Annotated in this window: 14 protein-coding genes and 1 tRNA gene; all 15 read left to right on the forward strand. The window is 67.6% G+C overall.

Annotated features, from left to right (window positions below; genetic code table 11):
- Positions 1-95: 95 nt before the first annotated feature.
- Positions 96-860: a TIGR03936 family radical SAM-associated protein gene (locus AC1DVU_RS09210; protein WP_476922136.1), complete on the forward strand. Its 765-nt coding sequence runs from the start codon at positions 96-98 to the stop codon at positions 858-860.
- 166 nt (positions 861-1,026) lie between these two features.
- Positions 1,027-3,582: an Rne/Rng family ribonuclease gene (locus AC1DVU_RS09215; RefSeq protein WP_476922137.1), complete on the forward strand. Its 2,556-nt coding sequence runs from the start codon at positions 1,027-1,029 to the stop codon at positions 3,580-3,582.
- A gap of 94 nt (positions 3,583-3,676) precedes the next feature.
- Positions 3,677-3,985, forward strand: a complete 309-nt coding sequence (rplU, locus tag AC1DVU_RS09220; RefSeq protein ID WP_476922138.1) for a 50S ribosomal protein L21 — start codon at positions 3,677-3,679, stop codon at positions 3,983-3,985.
- Between the two features lie 12 nt (positions 3,986-3,997).
- Positions 3,998-4,261 carry a 50S ribosomal protein L27 gene (gene rpmA / locus AC1DVU_RS09225; protein ID WP_056404227.1) on the forward strand — a complete coding sequence of 88 codons (264 nt, stop codon included), beginning with the start codon at positions 3,998-4,000 and terminating at the stop codon, positions 4,259-4,261.
- A gap of 99 nt (positions 4,262-4,360) precedes the next feature.
- Positions 4,361-5,914 (forward strand): GTPase ObgE, encoded by a 1,554-nt coding sequence (obgE, locus tag AC1DVU_RS09230; protein ID WP_476922139.1) that lies wholly within the window; start codon positions 4,361-4,363, stop codon positions 5,912-5,914.
- Entirely contained in the window at positions 5,914-7,002 is a 1,089-nt protein-coding gene (proB, locus tag AC1DVU_RS09235; protein WP_476922140.1) for a glutamate 5-kinase, read from the forward strand. Before obgE ends, proB begins: the two co-directional genes overlap by 1 nt.
- 22 nt (positions 7,003-7,024) lie before the next feature.
- On the forward strand, positions 7,025-8,272 hold the full coding sequence (locus tag AC1DVU_RS09240) for a glutamate-5-semialdehyde dehydrogenase (RefSeq protein ID WP_476922141.1): 1,248 nt from the start codon (positions 7,025-7,027) through the stop codon (positions 8,270-8,272).
- Positions 8,273-8,281: 9 nt separating this feature from the next.
- Positions 8,282-8,425 carry a hypothetical protein gene (locus AC1DVU_RS09245; RefSeq protein ID WP_476922142.1) on the forward strand — a complete coding sequence of 48 codons (144 nt, stop codon included), beginning with the start codon at positions 8,282-8,284 and terminating at the stop codon, positions 8,423-8,425.
- 5 nt (positions 8,426-8,430) lie between these two features.
- Positions 8,431-9,051, forward strand: coding sequence for a nicotinate-nucleotide adenylyltransferase (gene nadD / locus AC1DVU_RS09250; RefSeq protein ID WP_476922143.1), 621 nt, complete (start codon positions 8,431-8,433; stop codon positions 9,049-9,051).
- Entirely contained in the window at positions 9,048-9,401 is a 354-nt protein-coding gene (gene rsfS, locus AC1DVU_RS09255; RefSeq protein ID WP_476922144.1) for a ribosome silencing factor, read from the forward strand. Before nadD ends, rsfS begins: the two co-directional genes overlap by 4 nt.
- Positions 9,398-10,045 carry a histidine phosphatase family protein gene (locus AC1DVU_RS09260; RefSeq protein WP_476922145.1) on the forward strand — a complete coding sequence of 216 codons (648 nt, stop codon included), beginning with the start codon at positions 9,398-9,400 and terminating at the stop codon, positions 10,043-10,045. Before rsfS ends, AC1DVU_RS09260 begins: the two co-directional genes overlap by 4 nt.
- Before the next feature lie 64 nt (positions 10,046-10,109).
- Positions 10,110-10,182: transfer RNA gene (locus AC1DVU_RS09265), tRNA-Ala, on the forward strand.
- Positions 10,183-10,462: 280 nt separating this feature from the next.
- Positions 10,463-11,209: a DUF5819 family protein gene (locus AC1DVU_RS09270; protein WP_476922146.1), complete on the forward strand. Its 747-nt coding sequence runs from the start codon at positions 10,463-10,465 to the stop codon at positions 11,207-11,209.
- Entirely contained in the window at positions 11,206-12,126 is a 921-nt protein-coding gene (locus tag AC1DVU_RS09275; protein WP_476922147.1) for an HTTM domain-containing protein, read from the forward strand. The genes AC1DVU_RS09270 and AC1DVU_RS09275 overlap by 4 nt, the downstream gene beginning before the upstream one ends.
- A gap of 183 nt (positions 12,127-12,309) precedes the next feature.
- Positions 12,310-13,665: a hypothetical protein gene (locus AC1DVU_RS09280; protein ID WP_476922148.1), complete on the forward strand. Its 1,356-nt coding sequence runs from the start codon at positions 12,310-12,312 to the stop codon at positions 13,663-13,665.
- Positions 13,666-13,758: the final 93 nt, after the last annotated feature.

The following is a 13,758-nucleotide window of genomic DNA, read 5'->3' on the forward strand; positions in this document are numbered from 1 at the left end:
GCATCGAGAGAGTCTCGATGCCGCGGGCCGCTCCATGTCTTGCTCGAACCGCACACGAGTCGATCGCGGGTGCCGCGCGCAGGTAGCCTCGTCTGGTGACGACCCTCGAGGGGACACCCAACCCCGAAGCCCCCAATCCGCAGCTGCCGATCGTGCAGAAGCTGCGCATCCGCTACGCCAAGCGCGGGCGCCTGCGATTCACGAGTCATCGCGACTTCGCCCGCGCGTTCGAGCGAGCTGTGCGGCGGGCGGGCATACCGATCGGTTTCTCGTCCGGGTTCACACCACATCCCAAGATCTCGTACGCCAACGCGTCGCCCACCGGAGCGGCGAGTGAGGCGGAGTACCTCGAGATCGGCATGACGAGGACGTGCGACGCCGACGAGGTACGCGCTTCGCTCGACTCAGCGCTACCCGACGGACTCGACATCGTCGACGTCGTCGTCGCGAAGCCGGGCGCGCTGGCGGACCGTCTGCAGGCGAGCTCGTGGGAGATCGCCCTGCCCGGAGTGAGCCCTGAACACGCTCAATCGGCCGTCGACGCGTTCCTTGCCACGGACGAGGTCCTGATCGAACGGATGATGAAGCGCGGCCTCCGTACGCTCGACTGCCGCGACGCCGTGCTGGCCCTGTCGGCGCGTTCCGACGAGACCCGTACCGGCCCATGTGCGATACTGGCTGTGGTTGTACGACACGACACACCGTCGATACGACCGGACGACGTTCTCGCCGGACTCCGATCCAGCGGCGGCCTCGAGCTCGAGCAGACGCCCATCGCGACTCGCTTGGCCCAGGGCCCTCTGGACACAGAGACCGGCACGGTGGGCGATCCATTTGCCTTCGACCGCGACGCATCCTGACCGGGTGCCGACCGCGGCGGCGAATGTGGGAGCTGATGTGACAGACCAGGTTCGCCGTCAACACCCCGGCGCGTGGCGCAGGGGTTGACCGAAGGCTTAAGGCCCGCTTGTCGGGCCGCAGACGTGCCCAGTTCGATCTCGATCGGACTCGGGCGAAGGAGAGCACATGCTCGACGACAACGAAACACCCGCTGAATCCACCACCGAAGCACCGCCCGCACGACGCCGGGCCGCCGGCCGCCCCGCCGGACCGCCTGCCGCAGTCAGCTTCTCCGCACCCGTCGCGCCTCCCAAGGCCAAGGTCGAGACGCCCCGGGACGACGAGGCCCTCAACGAGCCGCCGGCCAAGAAGGCCGTGGCCAGGAAGGCAGCTCCGGTCAAGGACGAGCCGACTGCCGGGGACACGGCAGAGGCGCCCGCCAAGAAGGCGACCAAGAGGCCCGCCAAGAAGGCTGCCGCTCCCACTGACACCAAGGACGACGCTGACGCGGTCGACGGTGCGGCGCCCGTCTCCGCCACGGCGGCGATGTTCAAGGCACCCGAACCCGGCCTCGCCCCGGCTCGCCCCAAGCCCGTCCAGGCCGATTCCGACAACGACTCGGACGACGAGGACGACGACGATCCCGACGCTCCCAAGCGCCGCCGCCGCAGCCGCGGAGGCCGCCGTCGCCGCAAGGGTGACAACGAGGGAGACGAGGCCGCCAGCGACGCTGACAGCGAGGGCGACGACGACACCGAGGATGACGGCAACGGCGGCACCCGTCGCCGCCGCCGCCGGGCCCGCGCGGGCGAAGGTGCTGACGCCTCGCCTGACGATCCCGAGAACACGGTCGTACGCGTCCGCAACGGGCGCACCGCCGAGGACGAGATCACCGGCGTCGCCGGCTCGACGCGCCTCGAGGCCAAGAAGCAGCGCCGCCGCGAGGGCCGCGAGGCCGGACGCCGCCGCGCACCGATCGTGTCCGAGGCCGAGTTCCTGGCCCGCCGCGAATCCGTCAAGCGCGAGATGGTCGTCCGCCAGCGCGACGACTACACGCAGATCGCGGTGATCGAGGACAACGTGCTCGTGGAGCACTACGTCGCCCGCGAGTCGCAGGTCTCGATCATCGGCAACGTCTATCTCGGCAAGGTCCAGAACGTCCTGCCGAGCATGGAGGCCGCGTTCGTCGACATCGGAGCCGGCCGCAATGCGGTGCTCTATGCCGGCGAGGTCGACTGGACGACGCTCGGCAACGGCAAGCAGCGCAAGATCGAGGACGCCCTCAAGCCCGGTCAGACGATCCTCGTGCAGGTCACGAAGGATCCGATCGGCCAGAAGGGCGCTCGCCTGACGAGCCAGGTCAGCCTGCCCGGACGTTTCCTGGTCCTGGTCCCCGGCGGCCAGACCAGCGGCATCTCGCGCAAGCTGCCCGAGAACGAACGCGCTCGTCTCAAGACGCTGCTCAAGGAGGTTCTCCCGGACGACACGGGCGTCATCGTGCGCACCGCCGCCGAGGGAGCGACCGAGGAGCAGCTGACCCGGGACGTCACAGCCCTCACGGCCCGCTGGGAGGACATCCAGCGCAAGGTCGAGGCCGGCAAGTCGCCCGACCTGCTCTACTCCGAGCCTGACCTGATGATCAAGGTCGTCCGTGACCTGTTCAACGAGGACTTCCAGAATCTCGTCGTCGAGGGTGACGACGCCTGGGACATGATCAAGGGCTACATCGACCACGTGGCACCCGACCTCGCCGAGCGCGTCAAGCGCTGGGAGAGCCCGGACGGCCAGGACGCCTTTACGTCCTACCGGCTGGACGAGCAGATCCACAAGGCGCTCGACCGCAAGGTGTTCCTGCCGTCGGGTGGCTCGCTCGTCATCGACCGCACCGAGGCCATGACGGTCGTCGACGTCAACACCGGCAAGTACACCGGCTCGGGGGGAAACCTCGAGGAGACCGTGACCAAGAACAACCTCGAGGCCGCCGAGGAGGTCGTGCGCCAGCTCCGGCTGCGTGACATCGGCGGCATCATCGTCGTCGACTTCATCGACATGGTGCTCGAGAGCAACCGCGACCTCGTCCTGCGACGGCTGGTCGAGTGCCTCGGTCGCGACCGCACCCGCCACCAGGTTGCTGAGGTCACGTCGCTGGGCCTGGTCCAGATGACCCGCAAGCGCATCGGCACCGGGCTGCTCGAGTCGTTCAGCCACGAGTGCGAGCATTGCCACGGTCGTGGCGTCATGATCCAGGACGCCCCCGTCGAGCCCAAGAAGGACGAGCAGCGTCGCGGTGGCCGTGGAGGCCGCGGCGGCGGTGGCGGTGGCCGTGGCGGCAACCAGGGCGGCAACGCCAAGGGTGGCAACGAGTCGGCCAAGAACGAGCCGGCCAAGAATGACGCGGCAGCCGAGTCGTCGTCCGACGCCAAGGACGCCGAGAGCAAGAACGGCCACAGCAACCACGGCGAGAGCAAGAACGGCCACAGCAAACCGGCCGAGAGCAGCAACGGCGAGAGCAGCACCGCCGACAGCAAGCCGAGCGACGCCACGACGGTCGAGCGTACGCCCGACATCGAGGCTGCCGCGCCGGTCAAGAAGACCCCGCGCAAGCGGGGTTCGGCGTCCAAGCCTGCCGGCCCGCCGCCGTCGGTTCAGCCGGCGTCGGCAACGCCCGAAAGCACGACTTCTGAGCCTTCTGGACAGGGCGGGGACAACCCCGTTTTGACCAGCGAGGGTCAGGCTCCGTAAACTAGTCCTTCGGTGCGCTCTGCGTGCCGTTCTCGCGCGTCCCGCTCCCCGAGCGGTCGTGCCCCAAGAGTTGAAACGAGTGAGGAATCCCGTGGTGTACGCAATCGTCCGCAGTGGCGGCAACCAGCAGAAGGTAACCGTCGGCGACGTCATCCAGATCGACAAGGTCGCACAGGCCGAGGGCGAGACGCTGTCCCTTCCCGCGGTGCTGTTCGTTGACGGCGACACCGTCACGGCCGACGCGGACTCGCTCGCGAAGATCACGGTGACCGCCGAGGTCCTGGGCCTCTCCAAGGGTCCCAAGATCGTGATCCAGAAGTACAAGAACAAGACCGGCTACAAGAAGCGTCAGGGTCACCGTCAGAAGTACACCCAGGTGAAGATCACCGGGATCAAGAAGTAGGGGACTGAGCACATGGCACACAAAAAGGGCGCAGCCTCCACCAAGAACGGCCGCGATTCCAACTCACAGCGCCTCGGCGTCAAGCGCTTCGGCGGTCAGCTCGTCAACGCCGGCGAGATCATCGTCCGCCAGCGTGGCACGCACTTCCACCCCGGCACCAACGTCGGCCGTGGCGGCGACGACACGCTCTTCGCACTCTCCGCAGGTGCGGTCGAGTTCGGCCGTCGTCGTGGACGCAAGGTCGTCAACATCGTCCCCGGCGTCCCGGCGGAATAACACAGCGAACACTCTTTTTCCAGAAGGGGCGGTCCGCAGCTGCGGGCTGCCCCTTCTTTCCATTTCTGGCCCGTAGGGCCCACACGAAAGGAGCGGCCGGTGGCTGTCCCCAGCTTCGTCGACAAGGTCACGCTCCATGTCACGGCCGGTTCCGGCGGTGACGGTGTGGCCTCGGTCCACCGCGAGAAGTTCAAGCCGTTGGGCGGGCCCGACGGCGGCAACGGCGGGCACGGTGGCGATGTCATCCTGCGCGTCGGCGCCGATGTGACGACGCTCGTCGACTACCACCACGAGCCGCACCGCAAGGCCACCAACGGTGCTCCCGGAGCGGGCAGCAACCGCAGCGGCAGCAACGGCGAGGACCTCGTGCTGCGCGTGCCTGACGGCACCGTCGTCCGCAATGAGCAGGGCGAGCTGCTGGCCGACCTCGTGGGTCCCGGCACCGAGCTCGTCATCGCAGCGGGAGGCCGTGGGGGACTCGGCAACGCGGCGCTCGCCTCGTCCAAGCGCAAGGCTCCCGGCTTCGCACTCAAGGGCGAGCCCGGCGATGAGCTGACGTTCACCCTCGAGCTCAAGGTCGTGGCCGACATCGGGCTGATCGGCTTCCCGAGCGCGGGCAAGTCCAGCCTGATCGCTTCGCTGTCGCGCGCCCGGCCCAAGATCGCCGACTACCCCTTCACGACCCTCGTGCCCAACCTGGGCGTCGTCACGGCGGGTTCGACGACGTTCACGGTCGCCGATGTGCCCGGGCTCATCGAGGGTGCCAGCGAAGGCCGTGGGCTGGGCCATGACTTCCTGCGCCACGTCGAGCGATGCGCTGCCCTCGTGCACGTCATCGACTGCGCGACCGTCGACCCGGGCCGCGACCCGCTGTCCGACCTCGAGGTCATCGAGCGCGAGCTCACGAAGTACGCAGAGGCGACCGGGAGCGACCTGAGCGACCGTCCCCGCCTGGTGGCACTCAACAAGACCGACGTGCCCGATGCGAAGGAGATCGCGGGATTCGTCCGCGCCGACCTCGAGGCGCGCGGTCTCGAGGTCTTCGACGTCTCCGCGGCGAGCCACGCCGGCCTGCGCGAGCTGTCGTTCGCGATGGCCGAGATCGTGGCGTCGCGCCGCGCGGCGACACCGGTTGCTGAGGTCACCCGCATCGTGCTGCGGCCCAAGGCCGAGGCCGGCGTGGGCCGGGAGTTCACGATCACGCAGCGCGACGGCCAGTGGGTCGTTCGCGGCGACAAGCCCAAGCGCTGGGTACGCCAGACCGACTTCAGCAACGACGAGGCCGTCGGCTTCCTCGCCGACCGGCTCAACCGCCTGGGTGTCGAGGACGAGCTCCTCAAGCTCGGCGCCAGGGCCGGAGACGACGTCATCATCGGCGACGAGAACGACGCCGTCATGTTCGACTTCGATCCACAGATCCCCGCCGGCGCCGAGGTGCTCGGGCGTCGTGGCGAGGACCTGCGCATCGACCAGTCCGATCGCCGCACCAACGTCCAGCGCCGCGAAGAGCTTGCCGCTCGACGCGCGTACGAGGCGGAGAAGCGGGAAGCCCGCGAAGAGGGTCGCGGTGCCGACTGGAGCTTCCCCGAGGACGATCCCGACCTGGCCGATGAAGCTGCGGACGGTGAGCTCAGCGACGAGGACCCGCGCTGATGAGCCGAATCGTCGTCAAGGTCGGCTCATCGTCGCTCAGCTCAGCTGAGGGCGGCCTCGACGGGCAACGTGTCGACTCGCTGGTCGATGCCCTGGCCGCCGGCCGGGCACGCGGCGACGAGATCGTCCTCGTGAGCTCGGGCGCGATCGCGGCCGGGCTGGCTCCGCTCTCACTGGCGCGCCGTCCGCGCGACCTCGCCACCCAGCAGGCTGCTGCGAGCGTCGGTCAGGGCGCGCTGATCGCGCGGTACGCCCAGCGGTTCGCCCGCCACGAGCTCGTCGTCGGCCAGGTGCTGCTGACGGCGGATGACGTCACGCGGCGCAGCCACTATCGCAATGCCTACCAGACGTTYGCCCGCCTCCTCGAGCTCGGCGTCATCCCGATCGTCAACGAGAACGACACCGTGGCGACGAGCGAGATCCGGTTCGGCGACAACGACCGGCTCGCTGCGCTCGTGTCACACCTCGTCCATGCGGACCTGCTCGTCCTGCTGTCGGACGTCGACGGCCTCTACGACGGCGATCCCGGGCGTGAAGGCGCGCGCATCGTCGAGCACGTGCACGGTGAGGCTGACATCGCTGAGCTCGACATCGTCCGCCCGAGCGCGTCGGCGATCGGCACGGGTGGCATGGTCACCAAGATCGAGGCGGCCCGCATCGCGACCGGAGCGGGGATCCCGGTCGTCCTGACGTCCGCCCCCCAGGCCGCAGCCGCGCTCGAGGGCCAAGCGGTCGGCACACGGTTCCATCCCACCGGCCGCCGCCGCCCGACCAGGCTGCTCTGGCTCGCGCACGCCAGCAACACCAAGGGCGGCGTGCACCTCGACGAGGGTGCCGTGCGCGCACTGACGGCGCGCAACGCATCGCTCCTCCCAGCCGGCATCACGGGTGTCACCGGGACGTTCGTGGCCGGCGACCCGATCGACCTGATCGGTCCGGACGACGTCGTGATCGCCCGCGGCATCGTCAACTACGACAGTGCCGAGCTGCCCTCGCTGCTGGGTCGATCGACGCGCGAGCTCGCCGCTGAGCTCGGGGCTGAGTACGAGCGCGAGGTCGTCCACCGCGACGACATGATGGTGATCTGACGATGACTCCTAGGATTGCCGCATGAAGGAGCAGGTCCACACCGCAGCACGCCGAGCCCGCATCGCCGCCGCAACCCTCGCGATGACACCGCGGGCGGGCAAGGACGCAGCTCTGCACGCCATGGCCGATGCGCTCGTCGCGGGCACCTCCGCGATCGTCGAGGCCAACGACCTCGACGTCGAGACGGCCCGCGCCGCCGGCACGGGGGAGAACGTGATCGACCGGCTGCGCCTCGATCCGGCGCGGGTTGCCGCGTTCGCTGATGGGCTCCGCGACATCGCGGCGCTGCCGGACCCGGTCGGCGAGGTCGTGCGCGGTGCCACCCTGGCCAACGGCCTGCGCATGCAGCAGATCCGCGTGCCGATGGGCGTCATCGGCATGATCTACGAGGGCCGTCCCAATGTCACGGCCGATGCCGCCGGGATCTGCCTCAAGGCCGGCAGCGCAGTGCTCCTGCGCGGCTCGGCGTCAGCCGCCCGCTCCAACGCCGCGATCATCGAGATCATGCGCAATGCACTCGTCACGTCGGGCCTTCCGGCCGACGCGATCCAGATCATCCCTGCGGATGACCGTTCCTCGGCAACGCATCTGATGCAGGCCCGTGGCCTGGTCGACCTGGTCATCCCTCGCGGCGGGGCCGGACTAATCCGTGCGGTGGTCGAGGAATCGACCGTCCCCGTCATCGAGACCGGGGTCGGCAACTGCCATGTGTACGTCGACGCCGACGCCGACCTCGACATGGCGCTCGAGATCGTCCTCAACTCCAAGACCCACCGCACCAGCGTGTGCAACGCCGCAGAGTCGCTCCTGGTGCACAAGGCCGTCGCCGACGTGTTCCTGCCTCGAGTCGTCGCAGCGTTGCAGGAGTCGGGCGTGACGATCCACGGCGACGAGGCGTTCTGTGCTGTCCAGGGCGACATCGTGCCGGCGACCGACGAGGACTACGCCGCTGAGTACCTCTCGCTCGACATCTCCGCCCGCGTCGTCGACTCGATCGACGACGCGATCGAGCACATCCGTACGTACTCGTCGGGTCACACTGAGGCCATCGTCACCTCGTCCCTGTCGGCCTCGACGCGCTTCACGGCCGGGGTCGACTCCGCGGCCGTCATGGTCAACGCCTCGACCCGGTTCACCGACGGCGGCGAGTTCGGGTTCGGAGCCGAGATCGGCATCTCGACGCAGAAGCTGCATGCCCGTGGCCCCATGGGCCTGACCGAGATGACGACGACCACCTACGTCGTTACCGGTGACGGACACGTGCGATAGATTGGCGCCATGTTCTCGAACCTCGTGACGGCCGAAGAGCCCCTGCGTGACATCGGCATCGACCCCTACGCGGTGGGCGGCATCGCCCTGGCGATCCTGATTGTCCTGGTGCTGGCGCTGCTGTCCTTCGGCAAGGGTCGCGAGCACTCCTGAATGGCATGACCCGCCGCGAGGGGAATGAGCGCCGCCGCGTCGGCATCATGGGCGGAACGTTCGACCCGATCCATCATGGTCACCTCGTGGCCGCGAGTGAGGTCCAGTCGTGGTTCGACCTCGACGAGGTCATCTTCGTGCCGACCGGCGAGCCGTGGCAGAAGGCCGACCGCGACGTGTCGCCGGCCGAGCACCGCTACCTCATGACGGTCATCGCGACCGCCGCCAACCCCCGGTTCGAGGTCAGCCGCGTCGACATCGACCGCAGCGGCCCGACCTACACGATCGACACGTTGCGCGAGCTCACGGCGTTGCATCCTGACGCCGATCTCTACTTCATCACCGGCGCCGACGCCATGGCCGCGCTGTTGACCTGGCAGGACCACGAAGAGCTCTTCAAGCTGGCGCACTTCGTCGGTTGCACGCGCCCCGGCCACGAGCTGACCGACGTGTCGCTCGAGGGGCTCCCCAAGGACCGCATCACCTTGGTGGAGATCCCGGCCCTGACCATCTCGTCGACCGACTGCCGTCATCGCGTCGAGAGCGGTGAGCCGGTCTGGTACCTCGTGCCCGACGGCGTAGTCCAGTACATCGGCAAGCACGAGCTCTACCGGAAGGCACCATGACAGCCACAGAACGTGCCGTCGAGCTCACCCGGGCCGCCGCAGCCGCAGCCGAGGACAAGCTCGCGCAGGACATCATCGCGTTCGACGTCTCCGAGCTGCTGGCCATCACCGACATCTTCCTGCTGTGCTCGGCGTCGAGCCCGCGTCAGGTGAGGGCCGTGCAGGACGCGATCGAGGAACGCATGATCGAGCTCGGCGCCAAGGCCGTACGTCGTGAGGGTGAGCGCGAGGGTCGTTGGGTCCTGCTCGACTTCGCCGACATCGTGGTGCACGTTCAGCACCAGGACGAGCGCGTGTTCTACGCGCTGGAGCGGCTCTGGAGCGACTGCCCGGTCGTACCGCTGACATGACGACCCGTCAGGTCGTCCTCTGGCGCCACGGGCGTACCCAATGGAACGTCGAGGGTCGGGTCCAGGGCCAGAGCGACATCCCGCTTGACGACGTTGGGGTCGCGCAGGCCAAGGCCGCCGCGTCCCGGTTGGCCGCCCTGAGGCCCCATCGCATCGTCAGCTCCGATCTCGTCCGCGCCGCCGACACGGCGCAGGCGTTGGGTGACCTGACCGGCGCCGAGGTCGAGCTCGACCCCCGCCTGCGCGAACTCAACTTCGGCGAGCGCGAAGGACTCACGTGGCGCGAGGCGTGGACGAAGTTTCCCGACGGCATGAAGGCGTGGGCCGAGGGCGACGAGACCCAGATCCCCGGCAGTGAGACGCATCGGCAGGCGGGGGACCGGTTCGCCGCTGCTCTGCACGATCTGCTCGAGGACCTGCCGCCCGAAGGAGTCATGGTCGTCGTGGCGCACGGCGCCGTCCTGCGTACGGGAGCGTGTGCATTCCTCGACATCCCGGAGCCGCACTGGGCCACGTTCGGGGGGCTCGGCAACTGCTCGTGGTCGGTGCTCGAGGAGGCCAGCCACAAGGACTGGTCCAAGTGGCGGCTCACGGAGTGGAACGCCGGGACGCTGCCAGAGCCGGTTCTCTCCGACGACGAGTGACCCGGTTTGGGTCTGCGCGGGGTCAACGGCTAACATTGGCGAGGCCCAACACACGGGCTGCAGCGGGGCATTGGCGCAGTTGGTAGCGCGCTTCCATGGCATGGAAGAGGTCAGGAGTTCGAATCTCCTATGCTCCACAAAACGACGACGGACCCGGAGCGCTCTTTGCTCCGGGTCCGACGTCGTTCTGTATGTCTGGCGATTCGGGGAGGAGCGTGCGCACCGTCTCCCGTGGCCGATGAGTACGAGGGTCAAGCTCAGGTCCGAGCGCGCGCGACGGAGTCTCCTATGCTCCACAAAACGACGACGGACCCGGAGCGCTCTTTGCTCCGGGTCCGTCGTCGTTCTCAGTCTCAAGCGCCGGGTCATTCTGTTTGATGCCCAGGAACCACATGGGCCATTGGTACGGTGTTCCCCGTGCCCAGGCTGAGTCTTCGGACCGTGTTCATCGCGGCGGCTTGTCTGGTGACGCTGTTCCAGCTCACAGCCGTGACGCTGGCCGCTCTGCCGCCCAACCGTTACTCCGATGCGGTGCGCCCCCAGGTCTCCTACCTTGACCCGTACTTCACCCAGAACTGGCGGCTGTTCGCGCCCAATCCGGTCGCTGAGGACCGCGAGATCCTGTTCCAGGGGTCCTACAAGGACGCTGACGGCCAGGTGCAGGTGACGCCTTGGCTGGACTGGACCGATGTGGAGCTCGACCTGGTGCGCCACCGGCTGGTCGGCGGCCGTGCCGGCTACATCACCAACAAGATGTTCGGTTCCCTCGGCACGACCGAGCGCCGGCTCACCGATCAACAGCAGGCAACGTCTCAGGCCACCGGCGAGGATGCGCCACCGAGCTGGGCTGAACTCCAGCGGCAGCTCCTTGCGCTCCGTGACAACCCCGGCACCGTCATCACCTACCTGCGCTACGACCGTTCGACAGTGCAGCTGGCAACGGATGTGCTGCAGGCCCGATATCCGGGCCGTCGCTTGGTTGCCGTTCGCTATGCGCTCCAGCGACAAGATGTCGTTCCCTACTCCTCGCGGCACCTGTCGAAGGATCAGCGTGAGGCGGCCCGACCTGCGGCCACCAAGCTGGTGCGCGGATGGCGGACACCGAGCCCCGGTGGCGAAGCCGAGCGCCAGGTCGTCGCGGACTTCTACCGGCGGCACCGGTGATCGCCCGCGCACAGGAGTGGCTGACCGGCGCGAAGCACTCCTTGTACGGCCTCGCCGTCACCCGGATGATCCTCGGCTTCATCGTCGCCACCCAGCTGCTGGTCAATTGGCCCGACCGGCACTACACGTGGGGTGACGGTGCGCGATGGACCGGCCTCGTGCGCGACTCCAAGGAATGGCCGGCCTTCCTCGGCCTGTTCAGGGAGATCGGCGGCATCTGGTTCGACCTGGCCTACCTCGTCACGATCCTGTTCGGGATCTTGCTGATGGTGGGGCTGTACACGCGGCCGATGATGATCATGACGCTGTTTCTCTGGATGTCGCTCTACGTCGCCAACCCGTTTGTGGGATCGGGCGGCGACGCCGTCCTTCGGATGGTCATGCTCTACCTCTGCTTCACGGAAGCCGGTCAGAAGTGGTCGGTCGATGCGCGCCTGCGAGAGTGGCGTGGAGCCGTACGTCCGCTCATGCCCGACTGGTTCTCCACGACCCTCCACAACCTCGCGATGATCCTGATCATCCACCAGGTCGTGATGGTCTACGTCGCATCAGCCTTCTGGAAGCTGCAGAGCACCGTGTGGAAGGACGGGACCGCGGTCTACTACCCACTCCAGACCGAGGCGTACTCCCCGTGGCACGACCTGCTTCATCCGTTGTACGCCAACAGCCTGGTGATCAACGGCGCGACCTTCTCGGCCATCGCGGTGCAGATGTTCTTCCCTGTCCTGCTGATCTACAGGCCGACGCGGTTCCTGGCGCTTGTCGCCATCACGGGCATGCATCTGGGCATCGGATTCTTCATGGGCATCCTTTATTTTTCGCTCGTCATGATCGCGGTCGACATGATCCTGGTGAGCGACAAATCGTGGAGTTACGCGGAAAAACGGGTCCAAATGTGGCGGAGATCACACACTTAGGCCGTAACCTTTTCGGCCCGTAACCTTCATCCCGAATTGGGGTTGAGAAGGTGTGTCTCGGGCGGCGAAAGCAACCTGAGAATGTGGTTAAACTGACGCGGCAGCCTGTCCGCTGCGTCATGTCAGTGCGGGTATCCGGGACTACGGGGGCCCCTCATTCAAGCAATCAAGGAGTCATCCTCGATGAAGAACAAACTCGCCAAGAACTCCCTGGCGGTTGGCCTGGTGACGTTGATCGTCACGGCCGGTCTTTCATTCTCAGCCAACGGTGCAGACGACCCCGTCTCCCAGGCGACCGCTGCCTCGGTCAAGGGCACCGGCGCCCTGTTCGACCCGCTCCTCGATGGCGGCGAGTGCGCTGCCGAGTACCCGACCGGCACCCCCAGCGGTACGTGTGGCACCGGGCTCGACACGCCTGGCATCGATGCCTACTCGCAGACTGCCACGGCCAACGCGAACGGCACCTCGCACGCTGTCGCCACCGTCGCGCCGGTCGACATCAACCCCCTCGGCCCTTCGCTCGACCTCACCAAGATCATCGACGGCATGGCCGCCATCAACACGAGCGACGTCCTCGACTCCCTCGTCGGCACTCTGGGTGTGAGCCTTCAGCAGCTGGGCCTCGTCCTCGACCCGATCGACGACGCTCTCCAGGAGGCCCTGGGCTCGGTCGACGGCGCACTGCCGATCAAGCTCGAGCTCGGCGCCGTCTCGGCGACGTGCGATGCCACTGCGACGAGCGCGACCGGTAGCAGCACGGTCGCACCGCTCAAGCTGACCATCGGAACCGGCCAGGCGAAGGTCAATGTGCCGATCAACGTCAGCACGACGCCCAACTCCAACCTGATCGTGGGCTCGGACGAAGCCGCGCAGCAGATTGTCGACGACATCCTCGACGGCCTCGAGGGTACGTTGAAGACCAGCCTGGGCGGCTCGCTCGACGCGCTTGCCATCATCTTCCCGACGATCAAGCAGTCGGTCGTCGACGTCCTGCTCGATGCGCTGGAGGAGCCGCTGCTCACGCCGATCGGCAACGCAATCGAGCCGCTCGTCTCGGGCACGGTCAACGTCCAGACGCCGGTCTCGCCGACCACTGGCACGATCGAGGTGACGGCACTGCACCTGTCGCTGCTCACCGACAACGTGCTCGACCTGGGACACGTCACCTGTGGCCCCAACGCCGGCCCTGCGGCGGACACCGACGCGGATGCGCAGCAGGACGCCGACTCGGCTGCTGACGCGGCCAACGATTCGGACAGCGACAGTGCTTCCGACTCGGACTCGGCTGCTGACGCAGACGCCAACGCAGACGCAGACGCGCAGGCCGACACCGTGACCGATTCGGACAGCGACAGCGCTGCCGATGCGGACTCGGCTGCTGACGCTGACGCTGCTGCGGATGCGGATGCTGACGTGAACCGGACGCTGCCTGACACGGGAGCCCCGAACCTGGCTCCGCTGTGGATCCTCGGACTCGCGTTCGTGCTCTTCGGTGGTGCGATCCTCGTCAACGAGAAGCGCCGCTCACTGCAGAGCTGATCACGTAGCTCGACACGACTGCCGGTGGCCTCTGGTCACCGGCAGTCGTGCGTCCAGCCTGCGCAGCCCGGCGGCGACGACACCTAGGATGGG

Source organism: Aeromicrobium sp. P2_G6, from assembly GCF_056403535.1.

What these genes read in the sequence shown, in the direction of transcription:
- AC1DVU_RS09215 (WP_476922137.1), top strand. Translation starts at nt 1,027, where the DNA reads ATGCTCGACGACAACGAAACACCCGCTGAATCCACCACCGAAGCACCG.
- rpmA (WP_056404227.1), top strand. Translation starts at nt 3,998, where the DNA reads ATGGCACACAAAAAGGGCGCAGCCTCCACCAAGAACGGCCGCGATTCC.
- AC1DVU_RS09240 (WP_476922141.1), top strand. Translation starts at nt 7,025, where the DNA reads ATGAAGGAGCAGGTCCACACCGCAGCACGCCGAGCCCGCATCGCCGCC.
- AC1DVU_RS09245 (WP_476922142.1), top strand. Translation starts at nt 8,282, where the DNA reads ATGTTCTCGAACCTCGTGACGGCCGAAGAGCCCCTGCGTGACATCGGC.
- nadD (WP_476922143.1), top strand. Translation starts at nt 8,431, where the DNA reads ATGACCCGCCGCGAGGGGAATGAGCGCCGCCGCGTCGGCATCATGGGC.
- rsfS (WP_476922144.1), top strand. Translation starts at nt 9,048, where the DNA reads ATGACAGCCACAGAACGTGCCGTCGAGCTCACCCGGGCCGCCGCAGCC.
- AC1DVU_RS09260 (WP_476922145.1), top strand. Translation starts at nt 9,398, where the DNA reads ATGACGACCCGTCAGGTCGTCCTCTGGCGCCACGGGCGTACCCAATGG.
- AC1DVU_RS09280 (WP_476922148.1), top strand. Translation starts at nt 12,310, where the DNA reads ATGAAGAACAAACTCGCCAAGAACTCCCTGGCGGTTGGCCTGGTGACG.